The organism is Mangrovibacterium lignilyticum, assembly GCF_010882175.1.
Lineage (GTDB): Bacteria > Bacteroidota > Bacteroidia > Bacteroidales > Prolixibacteraceae > Mangrovibacterium > Mangrovibacterium lignilyticum.
On the sequence record NZ_WKLH01000001.1, the window covers coordinates 52,132 to 74,436 of the forward strand.

Annotated in this window: 16 protein-coding genes; 8 read left to right on the forward strand and 8 right to left on the reverse strand. The window is 42.7% G+C overall.

What is annotated here, in order from left to right:
• Position 1: 1 nt before the first annotated feature.
• Positions 2 to 1,162 carry a hypothetical protein gene (locus tag GJV22_RS00215; protein WP_205461699.1) on the reverse strand — a complete coding sequence of 387 codons (1,161 nt, stop codon included), beginning with the start codon at positions 1,160 to 1,162 and terminating at the stop codon, positions 2 to 4.
• A gap of 414 nt (positions 1,163 to 1,576) precedes the next feature.
• On the opposite strand from GJV22_RS00215, the gene GJV22_RS00220 reads away from it, so the two are divergent.
• Positions 1,577 to 2,056 carry a nuclear transport factor 2 family protein gene (locus GJV22_RS00220; protein WP_163707037.1) on the forward strand — a complete coding sequence of 160 codons (480 nt, stop codon included), beginning with the start codon at positions 1,577 to 1,579 and terminating at the stop codon, positions 2,054 to 2,056.
• Positions 2,057 to 2,197: 141 nt separating this feature from the next.
• On the opposite strand, the gene GJV22_RS00225 is transcribed toward GJV22_RS00220, so the two are convergent.
• Positions 2,198 to 4,327 carry a tetratricopeptide repeat protein gene (locus GJV22_RS00225; RefSeq protein ID WP_163707039.1) on the reverse strand — a complete coding sequence of 710 codons (2,130 nt, stop codon included), beginning with the start codon at positions 4,325 to 4,327 and terminating at the stop codon, positions 2,198 to 2,200.
• 384 nt (positions 4,328 to 4,711) lie between these two features.
• Here GJV22_RS00225 and GJV22_RS00230 point away from each other — a divergent pair, with 384 nt between their 5' ends.
• The gene (locus GJV22_RS00230) at positions 4,712 to 5,677 is read left to right on the forward strand and encodes a family 43 glycosylhydrolase (protein ID WP_163707041.1); all 966 of its coding nucleotides are present in this window, start codon (positions 4,712 to 4,714) and stop codon (positions 5,675 to 5,677) included.
• Positions 5,678 to 5,709: 32 nt separating this feature from the next.
• On the opposite strand, the gene tilS is transcribed toward GJV22_RS00230, so the two are convergent.
• The 4 genes from tilS to proS all read right to left on the reverse strand — a co-directional run bounded on the left by tilS (position 5,710) and on the right by proS (position 10,493).
• Positions 5,710 to 7,035, reverse strand: a complete 1,326-nt coding sequence (tilS, locus tag GJV22_RS00235) for a tRNA lysidine(34) synthetase TilS (RefSeq protein WP_163707044.1) — start codon at positions 7,033 to 7,035, stop codon at positions 5,710 to 5,712.
• Positions 7,036 to 7,037: 2 nt separating this feature from the next.
• Positions 7,038 to 8,258, reverse strand: a complete 1,221-nt coding sequence (gene pepT / locus GJV22_RS00240) for a peptidase T (RefSeq protein WP_163707047.1) — start codon at positions 8,256 to 8,258, stop codon at positions 7,038 to 7,040.
• Between the two features lies 1 nt (position 8,259).
• Entirely contained in the window at positions 8,260 to 8,946 is a 687-nt protein-coding gene (locus tag GJV22_RS00245) for a hypothetical protein (protein ID WP_163707050.1), read from the reverse strand.
• Positions 8,947 to 9,017: 71 nt separating this feature from the next.
• Positions 9,018 to 10,493, reverse strand: a complete 1,476-nt coding sequence (proS, locus tag GJV22_RS00250) for a proline--tRNA ligase (RefSeq protein WP_163707052.1) — start codon at positions 10,491 to 10,493, stop codon at positions 9,018 to 9,020.
• 98 nt (positions 10,494 to 10,591) lie between these two features.
• Here proS and GJV22_RS00255 point away from each other — a divergent pair, with 98 nt between their 5' ends.
• The 6 genes from GJV22_RS00255 to nagB all read left to right on the forward strand — a co-directional run bounded on the left by GJV22_RS00255 (position 10,592) and on the right by nagB (position 17,694).
• The gene (locus GJV22_RS00255) at positions 10,592 to 12,073 is read left to right on the forward strand and encodes a hypothetical protein (protein WP_163707055.1); all 1,482 of its coding nucleotides are present in this window, start codon (positions 10,592 to 10,594) and stop codon (positions 12,071 to 12,073) included.
• Between the two features lie 50 nt (positions 12,074 to 12,123).
• Positions 12,124 to 13,695, forward strand: a complete 1,572-nt coding sequence (locus tag GJV22_RS00260; RefSeq protein WP_163707058.1) for an OmpP1/FadL family transporter — start codon at positions 12,124 to 12,126, stop codon at positions 13,693 to 13,695.
• 151 nt (positions 13,696 to 13,846) lie between these two features.
• On the forward strand, positions 13,847 to 14,122 hold the full coding sequence (locus GJV22_RS00265; RefSeq protein WP_163707061.1) for a hypothetical protein: 276 nt from the start codon (positions 13,847 to 13,849) through the stop codon (positions 14,120 to 14,122).
• A 16-nt stretch (positions 14,123 to 14,138) separates the two neighbouring features.
• A complete protein-coding gene (locus GJV22_RS00270; protein WP_205461700.1) occupies positions 14,139 to 14,852 on the forward strand; it encodes a class I SAM-dependent methyltransferase in 714 nt (237 codons plus the stop codon).
• Positions 14,852 to 16,870: a DUF4954 family protein gene (locus GJV22_RS00275; RefSeq protein WP_163707067.1), complete on the forward strand. Its 2,019-nt coding sequence runs from the start codon at positions 14,852 to 14,854 to the stop codon at positions 16,868 to 16,870. The genes GJV22_RS00270 and GJV22_RS00275 overlap by 1 nt, the downstream gene beginning before the upstream one ends.
• Complete coding sequence (nagB, locus tag GJV22_RS00280; RefSeq protein ID WP_163707069.1) at positions 16,867 to 17,694, forward strand: glucosamine-6-phosphate deaminase; 828 nt, start codon at positions 16,867 to 16,869, stop codon at positions 17,692 to 17,694. The genes GJV22_RS00275 and nagB overlap by 4 nt, the downstream gene beginning before the upstream one ends.
• Before the next feature lie 161 nt (positions 17,695 to 17,855).
• Here nagB and GJV22_RS00285 read toward each other — a convergent pair whose 3' ends face one another.
• Positions 17,856 to 18,074: a Nif11-like leader peptide family natural product precursor gene (locus GJV22_RS00285; RefSeq protein ID WP_163707072.1), complete on the reverse strand. Its 219-nt coding sequence runs from the start codon at positions 18,072 to 18,074 to the stop codon at positions 17,856 to 17,858.
• Positions 18,075 to 18,690: 616 nt separating this feature from the next.
• A complete protein-coding gene (gene nifJ, locus GJV22_RS00290) occupies positions 18,691 to 22,257 on the reverse strand; it encodes a pyruvate:ferredoxin (flavodoxin) oxidoreductase (protein WP_163707075.1) in 3,567 nt (1,188 codons plus the stop codon).
• Positions 22,258 to 22,305 lie beyond the last annotated feature (48 nt).

The following is a 22,305-nucleotide window of genomic DNA, read 5'->3' on the forward strand; positions in this document are numbered from 1 at the left end:
CTTAGAACCAAATTCCAATTCCTAAATTAAATTGCTTCGTCTTTGTTGAAGCAGCTTCGTTATCAAACCACTGCAAGTCGGCTTTTAAAACTGCACCGGAGGTCAACCACCATCCTAAACCTGCTGTAAAATCAGTACGATCGTAGGCCGGGTTTTCGGCAATACCGTCTGTTTTATGATGTGTATTGTACTTTTCATACCGAACGAAAGGAATTAACTTTTGCTCCGAATTCTTTGCACTCAATATATCATAACCGGCTTCAAGATAATAGCCTAACATCGCGCTTCCCAGGTCTTTTCCAGTAAAATCATTGTACTTATCGGTGTTACTCATAGACGAATAATACAACTGTCCTTTCAATACCAAACCCTTTAAAGAGTATGAAGCATCGGCTCCAAGCATGCTGATTCCAACAACAGACGAATCTGCCTTCGCTTCAGCCGCTCTATCATTTTTATCCAACCCGTCGTATAGAGTCGACTGCGTGTCGCCAAAGTAGCCACTCAGTCCAAGTTTCAGTCCGGGAACACCATAATAATCGACCTTCGCAGCCAGGTTCGGACTCGACATAAATGATTCAGCTCCTTTTTGTCGCCCGGACCGGAAACCATTGCTTCCCTTCAAATTGCCCTCACCATCATAGCTGTTAAAACCATTTACGACGTACAATTGATATTTAATATTCAAATCCTGCACACGCCCGGTAAAACCGGCTCCCACTTCCCGCCAGGTGGTTGGTGCAATGTTGCTATCGAGATTTGGACGTTCGACGCCATTGAAAGTCGTCGGCTCGTGGTACTCGTTGATAATTCCCATCGGGATCAGCATCAAACCGCCTCTGAAGTTCAACCAGTCGTTGATTTGATAATTCAGAAAGGCTTGTTCGATAAACACTTCCTTCACGTGCTCATATTCCACCTCAGCAATAAATTGCGTTTTGGCATTAAAACGATAGCCGAACATCAACACCATGCGGTGTACATCCAGGTTACCGTTTGAGCGGGTGTCGGAAGAAAATTTCTGATTGTAATCGATTTGGGCATACCCGCCAATAGTGAGTTTCTGATCAGAGTTCATTAATACCTCGGAGGTATTTTGTGCAAATAGGACATTAATTCCCATAACAAGGGCAAAAATTGCCACTAACGTTTTCTTTTTCATAGATCGACATAGATTGATTCGTTGGCAAAAATACCGGCTGCAGGAAAAGCTTACAATCCCTATTTGTTGGGATATTTACAGCCCTATTTATCTTAAACAATCCGTTTTATGTCGAATCCATCCCTAATCATCGATCCTTCGGTGCAGCAAAGTTCAACCGCATGGAATAAGCTTTCCTGACTTTGTAATTATTTTGCTTCCATTCGGAATCACCCTCATTCTCATTTAAATTGGGTAACTCTTGAAACGAAAAAACACCACTACCTGATATATTACAGTTGGCTAAATTGTGTAAATTGCATGAGAACCAGTAAACAAAAAACTAATGCCCCATTGGAGTGCATCAATAACGATGGATTGTTTCTCGGTCGTTTTTAACGACCCCGCGCGAAATTCAACTAAAACTATAAAACCATGAAAAAACTAAATTTCCGACTGATCTTATTTCTGCTATTTGTCGCCTTGGAGTTACCCGCAGGAGCGCAGCAATTAAGCGCACAGCAGGAAGCAGTCTTGCAAAGTGAAGTGAACGCCACCTTTACGCAAATGCTTGTTTATGCGGAAAAGCTGAACTACGAGCAATTGAACTCCGGTGTCAACGACAGCCGTGCGGCCGGCTTTATCACCAACGGTAACTATTATGCGCACTATGACACCTTGATTGCCGATATGAAAGCAAACGCGCAGGATGTTGACCGTCAGGATATTTCCATCAAAGAAAAAAAGACCACCGTACTATCAGATAAGCTGGCACTGATGACTGTTACCGGAACAGCAACCGTTTACCTAACCGACGGCCGGGTGCTGCCCGTCAATTTTCATTGGTCGTTTGTGTTTGAAAAGATGGGGAAAGACTGGAAAGTGATTCATTCACACCAGTCGCGTGCGAGTTAAACTTCAATGAAGCCACCAATTGTCCGGTCTCGAAAAGAGCGGGATGTAATCCCTGCAACAGTATGTTTAAGGATTAAATTCCAGCTTAGGAAAAGATTCAAATTTATAGCCACCTGAAAGTGGCTGAGTGAAATGTATCGGCTAACCGAGCGGAAGGGTAAAGGAAACTACAGTGCCTTGCCCTTCTTCGCTCTCGATGTGGAGCGTGCCCTGATTTTTGTCCACAAATTCATTTACGAGTATCAGCCCCAAACCGGTACTTTTCTCATTTTCGGTACCATTAGTATGGTGATTACTGGCAAGACTAAACAGTCCGGAAATCTTCGATTTTTCAATTCCAACGCCCCTATCAACAACACTCACTTGCACCGTTTTAGCATCCTTCATTTCAGTTTTAAGTGTCACCGATCCTCCCCGATGACTGAACTTAATTGCATTGTTCAACAAGTTCCGCACAACTGTCTGCACCATGTTCGAATCAGCAAAAACCGTTACCGGATCATTCAGCTCCATAATCACGTCGATCTCTTTGTTTTCAGCCGCTTGTTTCATCGTATCGATTGACCGTTGAAGCACTTCTGTTAGTTCGTACGATGCCGGATAATATTCTATTTTGTGTGCCTGTGTTTGTGCCCATATCAACAAATTTTCGAGCAACTGGTTAACCCCGTCCGACGACTTATACAAGGTTTGCAAAATAACTTTCAGTTCCTCCTTCTTAAAACCATCGAAGTTCTCCGTAATATGTTCGAGAAAGGCCGTTAATCCACTGGTTGGCCCCCTCAAATCATGTGCGATTATGGCAAAAAATTTATCCTTTGCCACATTGATACCCTTTAACTCGCGGTTTTTGGCCTGAATTTTACTGTAGAGCCAAAAGATAATCAGGGCAACTAGAAAGGCAACCACCACTGCAATAACCATCACATTTCGAATGATCCGTTCCTGCTTAATTTCTAAAATATGAATTTGATTTTGCTTCTCCAGTTCTTCAATCTGGCTGTTTTTCGCATCTATTTCGAAAATAGCCTGCAGTTGCTCCGTCTTGATGTTTGCGGCACCCGATAAAATTAAGTTCTGAATCTGAATTTGTTTATTCTGACATTCAATAGCTTTTTCCAGATCATCTGAATTTCGGTAAGCCTCAGTCAGCTTGGAATAAATATCGAGCTGGACTTTTTTCTGATCATTTTCCATGGCCAAATCCAGTCCGTACTGTAGCTTTTTAATTCCGGCAGCGATTTGACCTTTGCCAATCAGGCATAAACCAAGGTATTCATAAATTACGGGGATACTGAGTATATCATCAACTTCCTCTTTGATCTTAAGTGCCCGCTTCAGATTCATCTCAGCGGCTACGTAATTTCCTTTTGCATACTCTAGCCGGCCTAAATTTTTATAGACATTCGACATCCCGAATTGCGATTGGTCTACCTCATATATATCGCGGGTTTTTTCAAAGTTTTCAACGGCTTTATCAAATTCCCCGGCATCTATGTTGAGCAATCCAATTTGCTCATAGCAAATGGCTATTCCCATTTTATCGCCGGTTTTGGCTGCCAGTTGCGTGTAGATTTCCAAGGCTTTCTTAAAATACTCGAGCGCCGTATCAGCTTGTTTCAAATCGGCATAAATTCGCCCCAACAAATAGCTTGTCCATGCACTACCCTCTATGAAGTCGCTCTTTTCGTAATTCAACTTGGCTTTGATAATGTATTCGATTGCCCGATCATATAGGCCGTTCATCCGAAACACGTTACCCATCATTGAGTATGATGAACCAAGAAGTGTAAAATTACCGGCTTTACGACTTTCGGGAATGGCCTCGTTAAAAAATTTAAGTGCCTCGATGTACTCCCCCTGCCGGTGTTTATTAACACCAATCGCAAACAAAGTCTCCCCCTTTATCCAGTTGTCGTTGTTTAAAGACAATATTAAAGCTGAATCTAAACAAGTTTGCGCCCGGGTGTAATTTTTCAGTTCTGTTTCAGCCTTCCCCAAAACGAATAATGCTCGCATCTCTAATGCCAACCTACCGCTCTTTTTTGCGGTTTTTAAAACATCGCGGCCTAAGTCCTTTGCCTCATTTGCATCTGTCTTGATCAATAGCGTCGCAAGATCCAGTTGAGTTGATAGTTTCTCATCTCCTTTTTTTTCAGTCAATAGCTGCCGCAAACTATCAACCGCCTCTTGCTGTGCACCGGCCATTGAAGTAAACAGTATACTAAAACTCAAAACCAGAAGAAAACAAAAACTGAATTTTTTAATCATCAACATACTATTAGATCATACTCACTCCTTAAAAAACAAACGGATCGCAAAATACAATATTATTTCCGACAGCTGTAAACCAAACCTAGGGTAAAACTCTAAACCCCGGAGAGTTGTTCAAAAATGCCAGGAAAAATCGCATCTTAGTGGGAAAGTGAAAGGGACAGCTGACCTGATAAATCATTTTTTTTTCAGCCAGTGCAAATGAATAGTACAACATTCAAAGCGTGTAATTCACGCCAAAATCTTAATAGCACAAAAATATTTGGCTAAATTAGGCAAACTGAAGAACCACTCTGTATCGAGTTGAGAATATAAACTTAAGTCAATCAAATCAGATACTACGACCATTACATTCAAAGAATACCAAAAATTATTCGCAACATGAAACTATCAAAAACACTCCTGTCCTTTTTCATTGTAATGATTGCTACAGTTGCTTTAGCCCAAAATCCACTCAACTTTGGCAGTAACATCCGAACTGCTGATCCGTCGGCTCATGTCTGGAAGGACGGCAGATTATACATTTACGCCTCGCACGATGAAGAGTGTCAGGAAGATTTCTGGATGAAAGACTGGCATATTTTTTCCACCGACGACCTCATTAACTGGACTGACCATGGCGCTTGCCTATCGGTCGATGATCTGTCTTGGGCCGATAACTTTGCCTGGGCACCCGACTGTGCTTATAAAAACGGTAAATATTACTTTTGCTTCCCGGTCGGAACCGGATTTAAAGATCGCGTGAACCCCAAGAACAGCACTAAATGGATGGGCATTGGCATTGCCGTTAGTGATTCGCCTACCGGTCCATTTAAAGACGCTATTGGAGCCCCTCTCTGGAGAGCCCCCTACGCAAACGACCCCTGCATTTTTGTCGATGATGACGGAACAGGTTACATCTATTTCAATGGCGGTGGCGACTATATGGTGGCTGTGTTAAACGATGATTTCCTCAGCGTGAAAGGCGAACTCAAAACGATGGATATGGGCGGATACAAACCCAAAAGAGAAGGCCCATGGGTATTCAAACGAAACGATATATACTACTATACCATGCCCGAAGACAACCGGGTACTCACCTATTATACCTCCAACTCACCGCTGGGGCCATGGAAATACCACGGTGTAATTATGGAACAGGAACACCAAAGCAACAACCACCATTCGATTGTTGAATACAACGGCCAGTGGCTTTTGTTCTATCACCGCTGGATTGATACCGGGGATGCCTGTCCAAACCGAAAAAGGCAACGCCAAATTTGTGCAGAATACCTTTTCTTTAATGAGGATGGGACCATTCAACCCGTAAAAAGAACAGAAGAAGGATTGGCCAGAAAATTAGAATAATAAGATTTGTCAGGAGCTGCATTAAGAAAATGCTATTGAATAGTAGAGATGTGAAGAACCTGCTGCGTTTCTTTGGTTATTTTGAAACGATCATCGATGCGATGACCGATCACCCAAACTACATTTTTGCCACTGTATAGAATCCAAGTAGATTCTTTTTCGGGAATTGAAAGTTTCTGGTCAATAAAGAAATCACTCAACTTTTTGAGGTTGTTCATACCGAGCGGTACGAAATATTCGCCCAACTCCCACTTTTTCAGAATAAGCGGAAATTGCAGCTTCGCCAGGTCGAAGTCGGCCACCATCGGATTGGTCGAAAACCGAAACGCCGGGCTTTTGTCAATAGTCTCCAGTTGCAGCGAAATCGGTTCGCTTATTGTCTCACAATCTTCTTCGATATAGTAACGCTGGGACGTCGAATCTGTCAATTCGGTTATCTGCAGTTCTTCGCGGTCTTTCACCAGCCGGTGTGTTTTACTGAAAAAGCTTTTGCCAGCCTCTGCATCCAACGCATCGGCTATTTCCTGCACTTGTTCACTATTAAAACCGTAGCCATGTAATAACTCAAACAACAAGGTCCGTTTGGGTTGAAGCGCTTTCAACTTTTCGATATTTAAACGAATCAGGTCTTTTCCCGCAGATTTTACTTCAACGCTTATTTCATCCAGCCGCTGTTGGTACACTACCGCTGTTTCCTTTAAAATGGCAGCCGTTTTCGCGGCATTCTTTCGAAAAGCTGGGTTGATGGATTCGAACAGCGGAATTATTTGATGACGAATGATGTTGCGCTGGTAAATCAGCTCGTCGTTGCTTGAATCGTGTTTGTAGGGCAATTTATTTATTTCTGCATACGCCAGAATCTCCTCGCGTGAAGCAAACAAAAAAGGGCGTATAACAGTTCCGTTTTTGACCTGAATGCCACTCAATCCCCTGATGCCGGTCCCGCGACTGAGATTAATGAGCATGGTTTCAATCAGGTCGTCTCGATGGTGAGCTGTTACCAGGTAATCGGACTGCAACTGTTGTCGCAGCTCTTCAAACCATGTGTATCGCAAGTCCCTGGCAGCCATCTCAATAGAAATCCCCTCCAACTGTGCATACTCCCGGGTATCAAATTGTTTGACAAATAACTCAATGCCATGCTCTCCGCAATAATCCCGGATGAAAACCTCCTCGCCGTCCGACTCGGCGCCGCGCAGCTTGAAGTTGCAGTGGGCCACACAAAACTCGTAATCGCATTGCTGAAAGAGCTTCAGCAACACCATCGAATCGGCACCACCGCTAACCGCCAACACCAACTTGTCGGTTTTAGCGAACAGCTTTTCATCTCGGATATATGTTTGGAAAGTATCGATCATTGTTACTGGCCAACTACTTTTTCAGCAATTTTCACAATCACCTCAACCGCTTTCACCATTGATTGCACCGGCACATACTCGTATGGTCCGTGGAAGTTATGTCCACCGGCAAAAATGTTCGGACAAGGCAGCCCCATAAACGACAAACGAGAACCATCAGTGCCTCCGCGAATTGCACGGATCAAAGGATCAACGCCGACTTCCTTCATCGCCTCCTCAGCCAAGTCGACAATATGTTTAACCGGCTCAACCTTTTCACGCATGTTGTAGTACTGGTCTTCCATTTCCAGTTCAACTGTTCCGTCACCATATTCGTCATTCAGAAAAATACAGGCTTGTGTGATCATTTCTTTGCGTTTATTAAACAGCTTACGGTCGTGATCACGAATAATGTACATCATTTTTGTCTGCTCCACTTTCCCTTCGAATGACAGCAAATGGAAGAACCCTTCGTAATTAGTCGTGTATTCGGGGCGCTGCTCCGATGGCAACATACGATCAAGCTTTTGTCCCACGTGAATGGCATTGATCATTTTATCTTTCGCAGCTCCAGGATGCACACTGCGCCCCTGGATGGTAATAACAGCCATAGCCGCATTGAAATTTTCATATTCCAGTTCACCACGTTCACCCCCATCGAGAGTGAAAGCAAATTCGGCTCCAAACTTCTCTACATCGAAATGATCGGCACCTTTTCCAACCTCTTCATCAGGTGTAAAGCAAATGCGGATTTTACCATGTTTAATTTCCGGATGCTGAATCAGATATTCCATCGCAGTGACAATCTCAGCCACGCCAGCTTTATCGTCAGCCCCCAAAAGCGTGCTTCCGTCAGTTGTGATAATTTCTTCTCCCACGTAGCTTAATAAATCCGGAAATTGGTCGGGCGACAAAGCAACCTTTTCATTTAACTGGATGGTTCCACCGTCATACTTACGAATAATCGGATTCACATTTTCGCCTGAAAAATCAGGACTTGTATCGACATGAGCCACAAATCCGATGACAGGTGCCTTCTCGTCGGTTGTTGCCGGCAGAGTTGCCATAACGTAACCGTACCCATCCTTTTCAACATCACTTAATCCAATCTGCTTTAATTCCTCAACCAGCTTGTCCGAAAAAACCAACTGACGTTCAGTACTAGGGAACGTTTTACTTGCTGGATCGGATGTCGTGTACTCTTTTGCGTATCCGATGAAACGCTTTACAATTGTCTCCTTCATATCAAATATCGTCTGAATTAAATTTAAAACCGACGCGTTTGCCGGTTCTCATTTTCGCATGAAAAATTTCTTCCTTCATCTGTTCAACCGAAGCAATTTTAACCTGGTCGTAAGGCGGTACCAACAAATCGAACTCAATGGCATACTTGATCGAAGTATCCAAAATCTGTTTGATGTTCTCCTTACTGATGACGTCATTTTTAAAATCCTTAACCAATTCCCCCGATTGTCGTTTTCCTTCAACAAAGAAATGGCTCTCCCGGTTGATAAAAATTCGGGCGATCAGGTAGCCCAAATCATCCATCCGGTTGTATTTGAACGAGTCGGATAGAAAATTATAAATATTGATAATACCGCAATAGGAATTCAGCGGCTCATCTTTCACATATTCTATTTTCCACACCGGATGTTCCCGATTAAAAACAAAAACATTGGAGTGCATGCTGAAAAGCAGCATGTCGGCAGCCAGCCTAAACTCAGCTTCAAAAGGCCCTTTTTCGTGAAAAGTAGGTAAGCTTTCATCGCTAATCTGCTCTTTCAAAAAAGCGGAATAATCGTCAACCAACTCACGCAAAGCCTCTTTCAACAAGTTAAAAGCCTCCAGCGTATTTTCGTAGACGGCTTGCTTGACATTCGACTTAACAACGATAGATTCCAGCTGTTTGGATTTCACTTTGGGAGTTTTCATATCCGGTATTTTTGTTAAAAATAAGAAAAGCAGCCAATATTGACTGCTTTTATCTGGATTGAAAAATCATGTTAGTAAGCAATAGCAAACAATACTCGTTTCTTCGAGGGTTTACCGGAATAAATACATCTTCCTTCTTCCTCTTCTCCATCGAATGGAATACAGCGAATTGTCGCTTTCGTTTCTTCTTTAATCTTTTGCTCTGTTTCGGGAGTACCATCCCAATGCGCTAACACAAAGCCGCCCTTCTTTTTGAGCACGTCTCTAAACTCTTCATAATTTTCCACTTTCGTGGTATGTTCCGTGCGATAGTCGAACGCTTTTTTATAAATGTTGGCTTGAATGTCGTCCAGTAAGTCAGCCACAAACTGATCAATGTTTTCTAATTGGGCAACTTCCTTCGTTAAGGTATCACGACGGGCAACTTCAACAGTTCCGTTTTCAAGGTCGCGCGGTCCTATTCCTAAACGAACAGGCACACCTTTCAATTCGTATTCAGCAAACTTCCAACCCGGTTTTCTATTGTCGGAATTATCGTATTTCACTGAAATGCCTCGGGCTTTCAGTTTCTTAACAACTTCATCAACTTTCGCATTGATTTCGTTCAGTTGATCTTCCTTCCGATAAATCGGAACGATAACAACCTGGTAAGGAGCCAATTTAGGAGGAAGAACCAATCCATTATCATCGGAGTGAGCCATCACCAAGGCCCCCATTAAACGGGTTGAAACGCCCCAGCTGGTTGCCCATACGTAATCTTCGTTCCCTTCCTTGGTCGCAAACTTCACATCGAACGCTTTTGCAAAGTTTTGTCCCAAGAAGTGTGAGGTACCCGATTGCAAAGCTTTTCCATCCTGCATCAATGCCTCAATGGTATAGGTTTCCAGTGCTCCTGCAAAACGCTCATTTTCCGATTTAGAACCTTTAATAACCGGAACTGCCATAAACTGCTCCGCAAAGTCGGCATACACATTCACCATGCGTTCTGTTTCTTCCAGAGCCTCCTCTTTTGTCGCATGTGCCGTGTGACCTTCCTGCCATAAAAATTCAGCGGTACGCAGGAATAAGCGGGTACGCATTTCCCAGCGCACAACATTTGCCCATTGGTTACAAAGGATTGGAAGATCCCGATAAGATTGAATCCAATTTTTATACGTATTCCAGATAATGGTTTCTGATGTTGGTCGAACAATTAGTTCTTCTTCAAGCTTAGCATCCGGGTCAACAACAACTCCTTTTCCGTCCGGACTATTTTTTAATCGGTAATGGGTGACAACGGCACACTCTTTGGCAAAACCCTCAACATGGTCAGCTTCTTTACTAAAAAATGATTTGGGGATAAACAAGGGAAAATAAGCATTTACGTGTCCTGTTTCTTTAAACATTCGGTCTAACTCTGCTTGCATTTTTTCCCAGATTGCATATCCGTAAGGTTTGATTACCATGCAACCGCGAACTGCTGAATTTTCGGCTAAATCAGCCTTAACAACAAGCTCATTGTACCATTGCGAGTAATTCTCCCCTCGAAGAGTTAATTCTTTGGCCATTTCTTTTGATTTGGTATGGTATTTGTTTTATTTGTAGTGCAATATTTGAGGCTACAAAGTAAATAAATTTATTCTTAAAAGTTACAGGAGGGTTAGTTATGAAAGCAAAAGTTACACTTATCTCGGCATTGGCACTATTACTTGGTGCTTGTACCACCGGGACCTATGTAACCGATCGGTACGATGATATCTATTTCACTCCCGGAGATGTACCTCCACCGGTTGTTGTAGACCCGGTTCCTGTTGATCAAAGCATGCAGAATTCAAAAGCTGCACCGCTTGTCATGCAAGAACAAAGCATTACCGATTCGGGAGATCAAACCTATACCAACCACGTATTTACCACTGATAATCCGGATGCAGACATGCATCTTTACGACATGTCGGGCATGCAATTAGTTGAGTCTGATACGACAGCGTTGGAGAATGATGATAATGTGAATTATATCATTAATAACTATTACGATTCGAATGATCTGGATTTTAGTTATCGTATAAATCGATTCCACCGCTATGGCTACTATTCGCCATACAGCTGGTACTATGATCCCTATTTCTACGATCCTTTCTACTACGATTACTGGTATTCTCCTGGTTGGAGCATTAGCTTTGGATGGGGATGGGGTTATCCTTACGGAGGTTATTGGGGTAATTCCTGGTGCTGGGGTGGTGGCTACTGGGGTAGCGGTTATTGGGGAGGCGGCTACTGGGGAGGATATTATCCCCCATATTACGGTCATGGTCCTTCCTATCCGATCTATAACAGTGACAACTACAGTTATGGACACCGTCGTTCAAACTACGGAACTGTAAGCAGAAACTATGGAAGTAGAAATTCGAACACCGTTACAAGCAGAAGGTCGTCAACAACAGTTAGTCCTTCAAATAGAAGCGCAGTAGCCGGAACCACCACATCGAGACGTTCTGTTTCAGGAACAACTACTAGAACTGGTAGTTTAACAACCAAAAGTGCTACTATCATGGACAAACGTCGTGATGCCTCAACCAATGGAGTAAGTTCAACCGGAAGAAGAAGTATTTCTTCAACAAACAGAAGTTATACCGGAAACATTGGGACTAGTCAAACTCCGGCAGTAAGGCAAGGAACGCAAACTCGCAGTGCAGCGACCAGTAGTTCGACAAATGGAAGCAGGTATACTGCGCCGAGTCAAACCCGGACTTACACACCTAGTTATACGAAGCCACGTACTGTAACGCGTTCGAGCTATAACAACAGTTCATACAAATCATCATCAGGTTCTTCATATTCGAAACCTGCAACAACAAATAACAATCAGCAAAGGTCGACTTACAGAAGTACTTACAGCACGAAATCGACTTACCAGAAAGGTTCCAGTTCGAGTACGCCTAGCAGATCATCCAGTTACAGCACTCCCTCACGAAGCAGTAGTCCGGCCTATCGTTCTTCCGGTAGTTCATCAACCTACCGTTCGTCAGGAAGCAGTAGTTCTAGTAGGTCTTCCTACTCGTCAGGAAGCAGTTCAAGGAGCTCTTCAGGATCATCAGGAAGCAGCTCAAGGAGTTCATCCGGTAGCAGCAGAGGCAGCGGCCGTCGATAAGTCTTTTTCACTAAGCGATAGAATAATTAGCTCATAAATTTAAGATAATTATGAAAAAATTTCTTTATACACTCATGTTTCTGGCAGCTGTGTCAACAGCCTTTGCTCAGAATATGGTAGATGCTTTACGGCTGTCAGATGTTAGAATTCAGGGAACAGCCCGATCAACTGCCATGGGTAATGCTTTTGGAGCATTAGGTGGAGATTTCACTTCATCAAGTATCAATCCTGCCGGAATGGGCTTATATAGAAGCAGTGAATTTGTACTTACGACGCAGATAGGTAAAACTGCTGTCGATGCAAATTATTTAGGAACCAATTCCTCCGATTCCAAGTTTAATCTGAGTGTACCCAGCATTGGTTATGTGGTTACTTTTCCATCAGCACCAAACAGTACCAGTTCATTGGTTAGTTTCAGTATGGGCCTTGGTTATAACCGGATGAATAACTTCAATGTGAAGCAATTGGTTGTGGGTCGCGGGGCAACTTCTTCCATGATGGACCAATTTGCGGTTAATTCGGATGGAACCGATCCCTGGAATCTGGATCCTTTTTATGAAGCTTTAGCTGCCTATGATCCATCTGACGACTACGGAGCTGATGTGATTTATTATTACGACGGCGACCCAAGTAAGACTTATTACCACGACATGCTTGTCGATCATAATGATCCGGGTAATTTGACGAATTTCCCACACGATCAGCGGAAATCATTTTCACAAAAAGGAAGTTTAGATGAGTACACAATTTCTTTTGCCGCTAATTTCAACCATAAAGTGTATTTAGGTGCCACCATTGGCATCCACGATGTATACTTTAAAGAAACAACCACTTTAACAGAGTACAACATTGATTACCAAGGCAACAACGACTTCAATCGTTACCTGAATGAATATGATTTCAACTCCTATTTGAGAACAACCGGTTCCGGATTCAATTTTAAATTTGGCGCTATTTTCAAACCCATCGATCAATTGCGTCTGGGCGTGGCTTTCCATACGCCAACATTCTATGACTTGCACGACAGTTATGACAATAGCATGTATTCAGATGTCGATTACCTGAATGACCAAGGTGGATATAACAACTATCAAACAACAAGCTATTCACCATACGGAGATTACGACTACAAAATGGAAACTCCATTGAAAGCCGTTTTAAGTGCCGCCTATGTAATTGGGAAATCCGGGTTGATCAGTGTTGATTACGAATACGTTGATTACTCAACAATGAAACTGAGAGATGGTGGCGACGGGTACGATTTCTACGACGAAAATATGGATATTAAGGACGCATACAAAGCTGTTGGCAACCTGAGGGTCGGCGGCGAATATCGCGTGAACAATCTCTTCAGTTTGCGAGGCGGATATGAGTATTTCCCAAGTGCATATAATACAAACGCCTTTGGAACAACACAAATGAACGCCAACTCGGACACCCACACTTACTCTGCCGGATTTGGTATCAAAAGTGGCGGATTCTTTTTCGACGCAGCCTACAAACACATTGACAATACAAACTACCTGGAGCTTTACGAGGTTCCAAGTGGTGTAACTTCGCCAATGGCTAAGTTAGATTACAAAAATAACTATGTGACATTCACACTAGGGTTTAGATTTTAAACGATGAGCGCTCCAACTGGGGCGCTTTTCTTTTGTCCAGTCAAAACAGCGTTTCCCTATTCGTTTTGCATTCATTCGTAAAATTTTTCACTTTTTCCATTTTTCAAACACGATTTTGCCGTAACTTGTATCTCGTTGAAGGGACTACATTATGGATCAATTTAAGTATATCGATTATATTTCTTCGCTTGAAATCTTCAAAAAAGCTGAAGTATTAGGTCGTCGTTTAAGGCTGGGGGAATTCAATACGTCCTGTTGGCTTCAAAAGGAAAATATTAAATTGGATGATATCAAGTCAATTTCCCGCAACTTTCCTGATTTACGCATTGTCATTATTGGTGAAGGAGAGTTTGAAGGATTTTACATTTATTCTCAAAAGAAAGAAACTTGTTTTAAATTTGAGGCTTCAATATTGAATTTGAAATAGCCTTTAATTTTTAAACATGTTATCATCCGATCCAATTGGACAAGCAGTTCATAATTTCCATTTTAAACGAATTGACTCACCTGTGACTATCTATGCAGATGGGTTCGATCCTGATTTGGTTAATCCTTCCTATTTCTTCCGCTCATTCAAACAAATGCCAAAACTTGAGCGATTAGCATTGGAAAAAGCACAGGGTAAGATTTTAGATGTCGGTGCCTGTGCCGGGTGCCACAGTGTATACTTGCAGGAAAAAGGTTTTGAGGTTACCGCGCTTGAACAATCGGCACTCTGTTGTCAGGTACTAAAAGATCGAAAACTGAAAACTGTCGTTCACCAGGATCTTTTCCAATTTGCTTCTCAAAAATTTGACACCATATTGCTGTTGATGAACGGAACAGGAATAGCCGGAACACTTCAGAATTTCAATCCATTCCTGTTACATCTTAAAAAGCTACTCAATCCCGGCGGACAAATCCTGATCGATTCATCAGATTTAATTTATCTTTACATGGAGGAGGATGGGTCTGCGTTAGTCAATCTTAACGCATCTGATTACTACGGTGAACTAACCTATCAGACAGAATACAACGGAAGTAGAGGAAATAAATTTCCGTGGTTGTACCTGGATCGTGATAATCTGGCCAAAGAAGCTAAAAATGCTGGTCTGAAAATTGAGACATTTGATCATGGTAATCACTTTGACTATCTGGCAACATTGAAACACGCTTAATGATGAAAAAACAACTGTATCGTTCGCTTACCGGCGAAGAGATCGAAATTCTCGAGAAACAATGCTGTACGGCCGACAATTGGGACGCTGTTCGAATTGCGACTGAATTTGATCCGAGCCGCTATAGCAACACGCAATTTAGCGGTAGTATTCGCATTGGCGTTCAAAATGCGGAGATTGAATTATATGGGGGTGTTAAAAAGAAATGTGGTATTTATCACGCACACCTGCATAATTGTGTCATTGGAAACAATGTCTACATCAACCACATTAAAAACTATATTGCCAATTACAACATTGAAGATGGTGTCGTCATTGACAATTCAGATATTTGCGCTGTAGATGGCACCAGCTCATTTGGTAACGGTACTCAGGTTGAAGTGCTGGACGAAACAGGCGGACGAAAGGTTGTTATTTTCGACGAACTATCGGCTCATTTAGCCTATATGCTTGCTTTTTACAAACACCGCCATAAGGTTGTTTGCAAGCTTGAAACGATGATTGACAGCTACTGCCGGTCAATCCGTTCAGACAAAGGTGTGATAGGCACCAATACACGCATTTTCAACTGCCGCGAGATCCGGAATGTAAAGATTGGAGCATATACCCTGATTAACGGAGCCAGTGTTCTGGAGAATGGTACAATCAACTCCAACCAATCAGCACCGGTGTTAATCGGGCACGACGCCAATTTGAAGAACTTCATCGTTTCGTCAGGTTCTGAGATCTCCGATGGAGCAATAATTTCAGACTGTTTTATTGGACAAGGCTGTACCCTCGGAGCGCAGTATTCGGCTCAGCATTCACTGTTCTTTGCGAACTGCCAGGGATTTCATGGCGAGGCCTGTGCTGTTTTTGGAGGTCCGTACACAGTTACACACCACAAATCGACCTTATTAATTGCCGGCATGTTCTCATTCTGTAATGCCGGAAGTGGATCGAACCAAAGTAACCACATGTACAAGTTGGGACCGATTCATCACGGAATTGCTGAACGCGGTACAAAAACCACCAGCGATTCCTATTTGTTATGGCCGGCCCGAATTGGGGCGTTCACCCTTGTCATGGGGCGTCACTATAAAAACTCTGACACTTCGGATATGCCTTTCTCCTACCTCATCGAAAATAATGACGAGAGTTGGTTGGTTCCCGGTGTAAACTTAAGAAGTGTCGGAACAATCCGCGATGTATTGAAATGGCCGAAACGTGATAAACGATCAGACCCGCACAAACTGGATTGTATCAATTTCAACCTGCTGAGTCCGTTTACCATTCAGAAAATGGATCATGCCATCCGGATCTTACATCAAATTCAGAAAATATCCGGAGAAACAACCGACGTATTTTCATATAATAACACGAAGATTAAGCGCGACGCCCTTCTAAAGGGGCTGAAACTCTATCATATGGCCATCATGAAATTTATCGGCAACTCCATTATTACCCGCTTAAATAAAGGTCATCTGCATTCTCCTGAAGAAATTACCCATTACTTGAAGCCAACAAGTAAAATAGGTCTGGGCGATTGGATTGATCTTGCCGGATTAATTGCTCCCAAGAATGAAATTGTAAAATTGATGGAAGGAATTGAACGGGAAGAGATAACCAGCTTGGTTGAGATCGATCACAAATTCAGGGAACTGCATGCTAACTATTATGAATACGAATGGAACTGGACTGCCCAGTTCATTGAACACTATTTGAGAAAACCAATTACTAACTTCTCGATTGATGAATTAATTACTGTTGTAAAGACCTGGCGGGAAAGTGTTGTGGAGATGGATCAGATGCTGTATGACGATGCCCGCAAAGAGTTCCGAATCGATGTAATGACCGGATTCGGAATTGATGGCGACAAACAAATAAAACAACGCGATTTTGAAAGCGTTCGAGGCAAATTCGAAGAAAACGACTTTGTAAAAGAAATTCTTCATCATATCGAGCGTAAAACAAAACTGGGAGAACGTGTAGTACAGCAATTACATTTAGCGACCAAAAAATTAAAAAACGAAAGATGAGACTGATTATCCAGGAAAATTACGAGCAGCTGTCGAAATGGGCAGCCAATTATATTGCCCGAAAAATACAATTAGCTGTGCCAACAGCCGAAAAACCATTTGTACTGGGCCTCCCAACCGGATCATCACCGCTGGGTGTTTACAAAGAACTGATCAAACTGCATCAAATCGGGGTTGTGAGCTTTAAGCACGTCATCACCTTCAATATGGACGAATACGTGGGCATTCCCAAAGAACACCCGCAGAGCTATTACACTTTCATGTGGGATAATTTCTTCAGCCACATTGATATTCCGGCTGAGAATGTCAACATCCTGAACGGAAATCCGGAGAACCTGAAAGAAGAATGCGCCCGATACGAAGCTAAAATGAAGGAAGTTGGCGGCATCGATTTGTTCCTTGGAGGTATTGGTCCTGATGGGCATATTGCCTTTAACGAGCCGGGATCGTCGCTGGCATCGCGTACCCGCGACAAAGAATTGAACTACGACACCATTGTTGCCAACTCGCGTTTCTTCGAAAACGACGTCAATAAAGTGCCCAAATTAGCATTGACTGTTGGCGTAGCAACCGTGATGGATGCGAAAGAAGTATTGATCATCGTTAACGGGCTGAATAAAGCCCGGGCGCTGAAACATGCCGTGGAAGAAGGTGTAAACCACATGTGGACCATCAGCGCGCTGCAGTTGCACCCCAAGGGCATGATTGTATGCGACGAACACGCTATCTACGAGTTAAAGGTGGGAACTTACAAACATTTCAAATCAATTGAGAATGCCAACCTGGATGCCGCGAAACTTTTAGGCAGCAACCTGGTTTGGTAAACCTTCATTTCACCTTAAAAAAAGCAAAAGCCACAATCCGATAAATTGTGGCTTTTGTTTTAGCATTTTTCAAGCTATTGTAGAAGCCTTTTCACTTAATCCAGACGAAGCACCGGAACACGAACTCCAATGAGCAACGTTAAATGATCAGTGAAATAGTCTTATACCCAAATTCCTTTTTTAGGAGGGTTGCCGTACGAATCAAACGAATCACTGTTTTCGCGCAACACCTCTTTCAGCTCCTCTACTGTAAAATCGAAACCATCTTCTTTGGCAAGTTCTACAAATTTTTCCTCTGAAAAAGTGTTATCGTACTTCACACGAAATTGTCTGTCATCGGCACCTTTGTCCAATAAATCTAAAACGGCTTTTTTTGACATCTTTTTATAGTTTTAAACGTTAGTGATTGTTCAAATATAGCAACAAATGAATTTTGACATTTAGATACCCAATCAAAATTCATGCTATCAATAAGAAAATTTAACACTCATCGCACGATCATTTAATCATTCTATGCCCCAATATAAAGACAAATAATTCTTCCGGTCATTTCCACCGGTTCTCGTTGGCCTTTCCGCAGGCATAGCAGACACTTACTTTTCCTGAGCAGGCATTTCCTCCCCCCGGGCAAGGCTCTCCTCCACTTTCGCAATAACTTCCGCTTCGTTAGCTGCCTGTTCCCCTGCTTCAGTGGACCTTTTCGCTCGTTTGGCAGACTCTTACCCGGCTGTATTCGCCTTGTTCGCGTCTTTAGCAATGTTTCCCTCATCGTTAGCAACCATTTCCTCCACTTTCGCGACCATTTTCTCGCCTTTCGCTGCCATTTCCTCAAATGTAAAAAGCTTGCTAAAACAGTGAATGATATGGACCGTGAGGAGTATATCGGGGAATAAGGGCAGCTTTCGAAAACTCCCGTAAACCGAGCCTGCACAGGCCAATAAAAAAGCCACCATCCTTTCGGACAGTGGCTTTTGCTATATAATAAACGGTTTTTTTTTATTCTGCAGAAGCTTCTTCTTTTGCAGCAGTGAAGTCCATTGCAGCCAAACGCTTGTAACCAGCCAAACGCCATTTTGCATTTTCTTCAGCAGCAGCAAACAATTCAGCAGCTTGCTCAGGGAACGATTTCTTCAAAGAAGTATAACGTACTTCGCCATTCAAGAATGCCTGGAACTTGCTCCAATCAGGTTCTTTGGAATCCAATACGAATGGGTTTTTACCTTCTGCTTCTAACATTGGGTTGTAACGGTACATTGACCAGTAACCTGCTTCAACAGCTTTTTTCTCTTCATCTTGAGATTTACCCATGCTTGCACGCAAACCGTGGTTAATACAAGGAGAATAAGCAATAATCAAAGATGGTCCTGGGTAAGCCTCAGCTTCGCGCAACGCTTTCAGGTATTGTCCCTGGTTAGCACCCATGGCAACCTGAGCTACATAAACGTAACCGTAAGACATCGCCATCATACCCAAGTCTTTTTTGCGGATTTTCTTACCTGAAGCGGCAAATTTAGCAACCGCACCAACCGGAGTCGATTTAGATGCCTGGCCACCTGTGTTCGAGTAAACCTCGGTATCCATAACCAAAATGTTTACATCTTCACCAGAAGCCAATACGTGGTCAACACCACCGTAACCGATGTCGTATGCCCAACCGTCGCCACCGAATACCCAAACTGATTTCTTCAACAGGTATTGCTTCAGGCTAACAATTGTTTTTGCATATTCAGCATCGTTACCGGCTAATACTTCCATTACTTTTGCAGACACTTCTTTGGTTGCGTTACCATCATCTTTGGCAGCAATCCAGGCGTTGAAAGCTTCAGCTTCAGCAGCGCTAACACCGGCAGCAATCGCTTCAGTCATTACGCTTTCGATACGGTCGCGTTGTGCGTTCACACCTTCTGACATACCGAAACCATATTCAGCGTTGTCTTCGAAAAGTGAGTTCGCCCAAGCTGGTCCGTGTCCGCTTTCATTGTGTTTGCAATATGGAGTAGCAGGAGCAGATCCACCATAGATTGAAGAACAACCTGTAGCGTTAGCAACCATCATACGTTCACCATATAATTGTGTGATCAGTTTCACATATGGAGTTTCACCACAACCGGCACAAGCTCCGGAGAACTCGAACAATGGTTGAGCAAACTGTGAGTTTTTAACCGATTTGTTTTTGTCAACAACCGTTTCTTTGTAAGTCACGTTTTTAGACATATAGTCCCAACGAGCCACTTGATCTTCTTGTGTTCCGAGAGGCTTCATCTCCAAAGCTTTTTGTTTTGAAGGACAAACGTCGGCACAGTTACCACATCCAGTACAGTCGAGAACTGATACTTGAATACGGAAGTTCAAACCATCGAATTGTTTAGATGGTGTAGCTACACGGGTTTCTGTTCCGGCAGGAGCAGCTTCAATTTCTGCTTTATCCATTAAGAATGGACGAATAGCAGCGTGAGGACAAACGTAAGCACATTGGTTACATTGGATACAGTTGTCAGCTTGCCATTCAGGAACGTTAACAGCGATACCACGTTTTTCGAAAGCAGAAGTACCTTGCTCGAATGTACCGTCTTCGTATCCTAGGAATGTAGAAACAGGAAGGTCGTTACCTCTTTGAGCGTTGATTACATCAACAAATTTGCTGATATATTCAGGACGGTCAGTGGCAGCAGCTTCTTCTTCCAATTTAATTTCTTTCCACTCAGCAGGAACAGCAACTTCAACAACATTAACACCACCGGCGTCAACTGCAGCAAAGTTCATGTTTACAATTTTCTCTCCTTTGTTACCATACGATTTTACGATGGCTTTCTTCATTTCTTCAACAGCTTGTTCGTAAGGAATTACACCGGTAATTTTGAAGAATGCCGATTGCATGATTGTATTGGTACGAGTTCCCAAACCAAGTTCTTCACCCAACTTAGTACCGTTGATGATATAGAATTTGATCTCGTTTTTAGCCAAGTAACGTTTCATGCTGTTTGGTAAACGTTTCTTAGTTTCTTCTTCGTCCCAGATAGAGTTCAACAGGAATGAACCACCTTTTTTCAACCCTTTTAATACGTCGTATAAGTTGATGTAAGCAGGAACGTGACATGCAACAAAGTCAGGCGTTGTTACCAAATAGGTAGAACGGATTTTGCTGTCGCCAAAACGCAAGTGAGAACAGGTGAAACCACCTGACTTTTTTGAGTCATATTCGAAGTATCCCTGACAAGATTTGTCAGTAGATCCACCGATGATTTTGATTGAGTTTTTGTTTGCACCTACCGTACCATCAGAACCTAAACCATAGAATTTAGCTTCGTAGATGTTTTCAGGAGAAATTTTGATTTCTTCTTTCAATGGCAATGACTTGAATGTCACATCATCAACAATACCCAATGTGAAACCGTTTTTAGGCTCAGCCATTTCCAAGTTTTCGTAAACGGCCAAAATTTGAGATGGAGTAGTGTCTTTTGAACCTAAACCATAACGACCACCAACGATAACAGGCGCATTTTCTTTTCCGTAGAACAAGTCTTTAACATCCAGATACAGTGGTTCGCCGTTAGCTCCCGGCTCTTTACTGCGGTCAAGAACAGCAATACGTTTTACCGATTTAGGCAATACGTTCATGAAATATTTAGCACTGAACGGACGATACAGGTGAACTGACAACAAACCAACTTTTTTACCTTGAGAAGCTAAATAGTCGATAGATTCTTTAATTGTTTCAGTTACAGACCCCATAGCGATAACGATGTTTTCAGCATCTTCAGCACCATAGTAGGTGAATGGGTGATATTCGCGACCAGTCAATTTGCTGATTTCAGCCATGTAACCTTCTACGATATCAGGAACTGCATCATAGAATGGGTTTGAAGCTTCACGAGCCTGGAAGAAAATATCAGGGTTTTGAGCAGTACCACGAGTTACTGGTTTTTCAGGATTCAAAGCTCCGTTACGGAATGCTTCAATTGTGCTCATATCAACCAATGGGCGGATATCTTCCTGATCCAAATATTCAATTTTTTGAATTTCGTGAGACGTACGGAATCCGTCGAAGAAAGACATGAAAGGTACACGAGACTTCAATGTAGCCAGGTGAGAAACACCAGCCAAGTCCATTTCTTCTTGTACTGAACCTGCAGCCAACATCGCGAAACCAGTTTGACGGGCAGCGTACACGTCAGAGTGATCACCGAAAATTGATAATGCATGAGATGCCAATGCACGGGCACTAACGTGGAATACTGTAGGCAATAACTCGCCTGCAATTTTATACATGTTAGGGATCATCAACAATAATCCCTGAGATGCAGTATAGGTTGAAGTCAAAGCACCTGACTGCAACGCACCGTGAACAGCACCGGCTGCACCAGCTTCACTCTGCATTTCGGCCAAACGTACCGGACGTCCGAACAAGTTTTTCTTTCCTTTTGCAGCCCATTCATCTACATATTCAGCCATCGTTGATGATGGTGTGATTGGGTAGATACAGGCAACTTCACTAAACATGTAACTCATATACGCTGCTGCGTAGTTTCCGTCACATGTAATAAACTTTTTTTCCTTTGCCATTTTTATTCAAATTAATTTTTAGATTTATTTTATTTTCAATTCTCAATT

Excerpts from the sequence above, each read along its gene's own strand:
- GJV22_RS00215 (WP_205461699.1), bottom strand. The coding sequence starts at position 1,162 with ATGAAAAAGAAAACGTTAGTGGCAATTTTTGCCCTTGTTATGGGAATT.
- GJV22_RS00220 (WP_163707037.1), top strand. The coding sequence starts at position 1,577 with ATGAAAAAACTAAATTTCCGACTGATCTTATTTCTGCTATTTGTCGCC.
- GJV22_RS00225 (WP_163707039.1), bottom strand. The coding sequence starts at position 4,327 with ATGATTAAAAAATTCAGTTTTTGTTTTCTTCTGGTTTTGAGTTTTAGT.
- GJV22_RS00230 (WP_163707041.1), top strand. The coding sequence starts at position 4,712 with ATGAAACTATCAAAAACACTCCTGTCCTTTTTCATTGTAATGATTGCT.
- tilS (WP_163707044.1), bottom strand. The coding sequence starts at position 7,035 with ATGATCGATACTTTCCAAACATATATCCGAGATGAAAAGCTGTTCGCT.
- pepT (WP_163707047.1), bottom strand. The coding sequence starts at position 8,258 with ATGAAGGAGACAATTGTAAAGCGTTTCATCGGATACGCAAAAGAGTAC.
- GJV22_RS00245 (WP_163707050.1), bottom strand. The coding sequence starts at position 8,946 with ATGAAAACTCCCAAAGTGAAATCCAAACAGCTGGAATCTATCGTTGTT.
- proS (WP_163707052.1), bottom strand. The coding sequence starts at position 10,493 with ATGGCCAAAGAATTAACTCTTCGAGGGGAGAATTACTCGCAATGGTAC.
- GJV22_RS00255 (WP_163707055.1), top strand. The coding sequence starts at position 10,592 with ATGAAAGCAAAAGTTACACTTATCTCGGCATTGGCACTATTACTTGGT.
- GJV22_RS00260 (WP_163707058.1), top strand. The coding sequence starts at position 12,124 with ATGAAAAAATTTCTTTATACACTCATGTTTCTGGCAGCTGTGTCAACA.
- GJV22_RS00265 (WP_163707061.1), top strand. The coding sequence starts at position 13,847 with ATGGATCAATTTAAGTATATCGATTATATTTCTTCGCTTGAAATCTTC.
- GJV22_RS00270 (WP_205461700.1), top strand. The coding sequence starts at position 14,139 with ATGTTATCATCCGATCCAATTGGACAAGCAGTTCATAATTTCCATTTT.
- GJV22_RS00275 (WP_163707067.1), top strand. The coding sequence starts at position 14,852 with ATGATGAAAAAACAACTGTATCGTTCGCTTACCGGCGAAGAGATCGAA.
- nagB (WP_163707069.1), top strand. The coding sequence starts at position 16,867 with ATGAGACTGATTATCCAGGAAAATTACGAGCAGCTGTCGAAATGGGCA.
- GJV22_RS00285 (WP_163707072.1), bottom strand. The coding sequence starts at position 18,074 with ATGTCAAAAAAAGCCGTTTTAGATTTATTGGACAAAGGTGCCGATGAC.
- nifJ (WP_163707075.1), bottom strand. The coding sequence starts at position 22,257 with ATGGCAAAGGAAAAAAAGTTTATTACATGTGACGGAAACTACGCAGCA.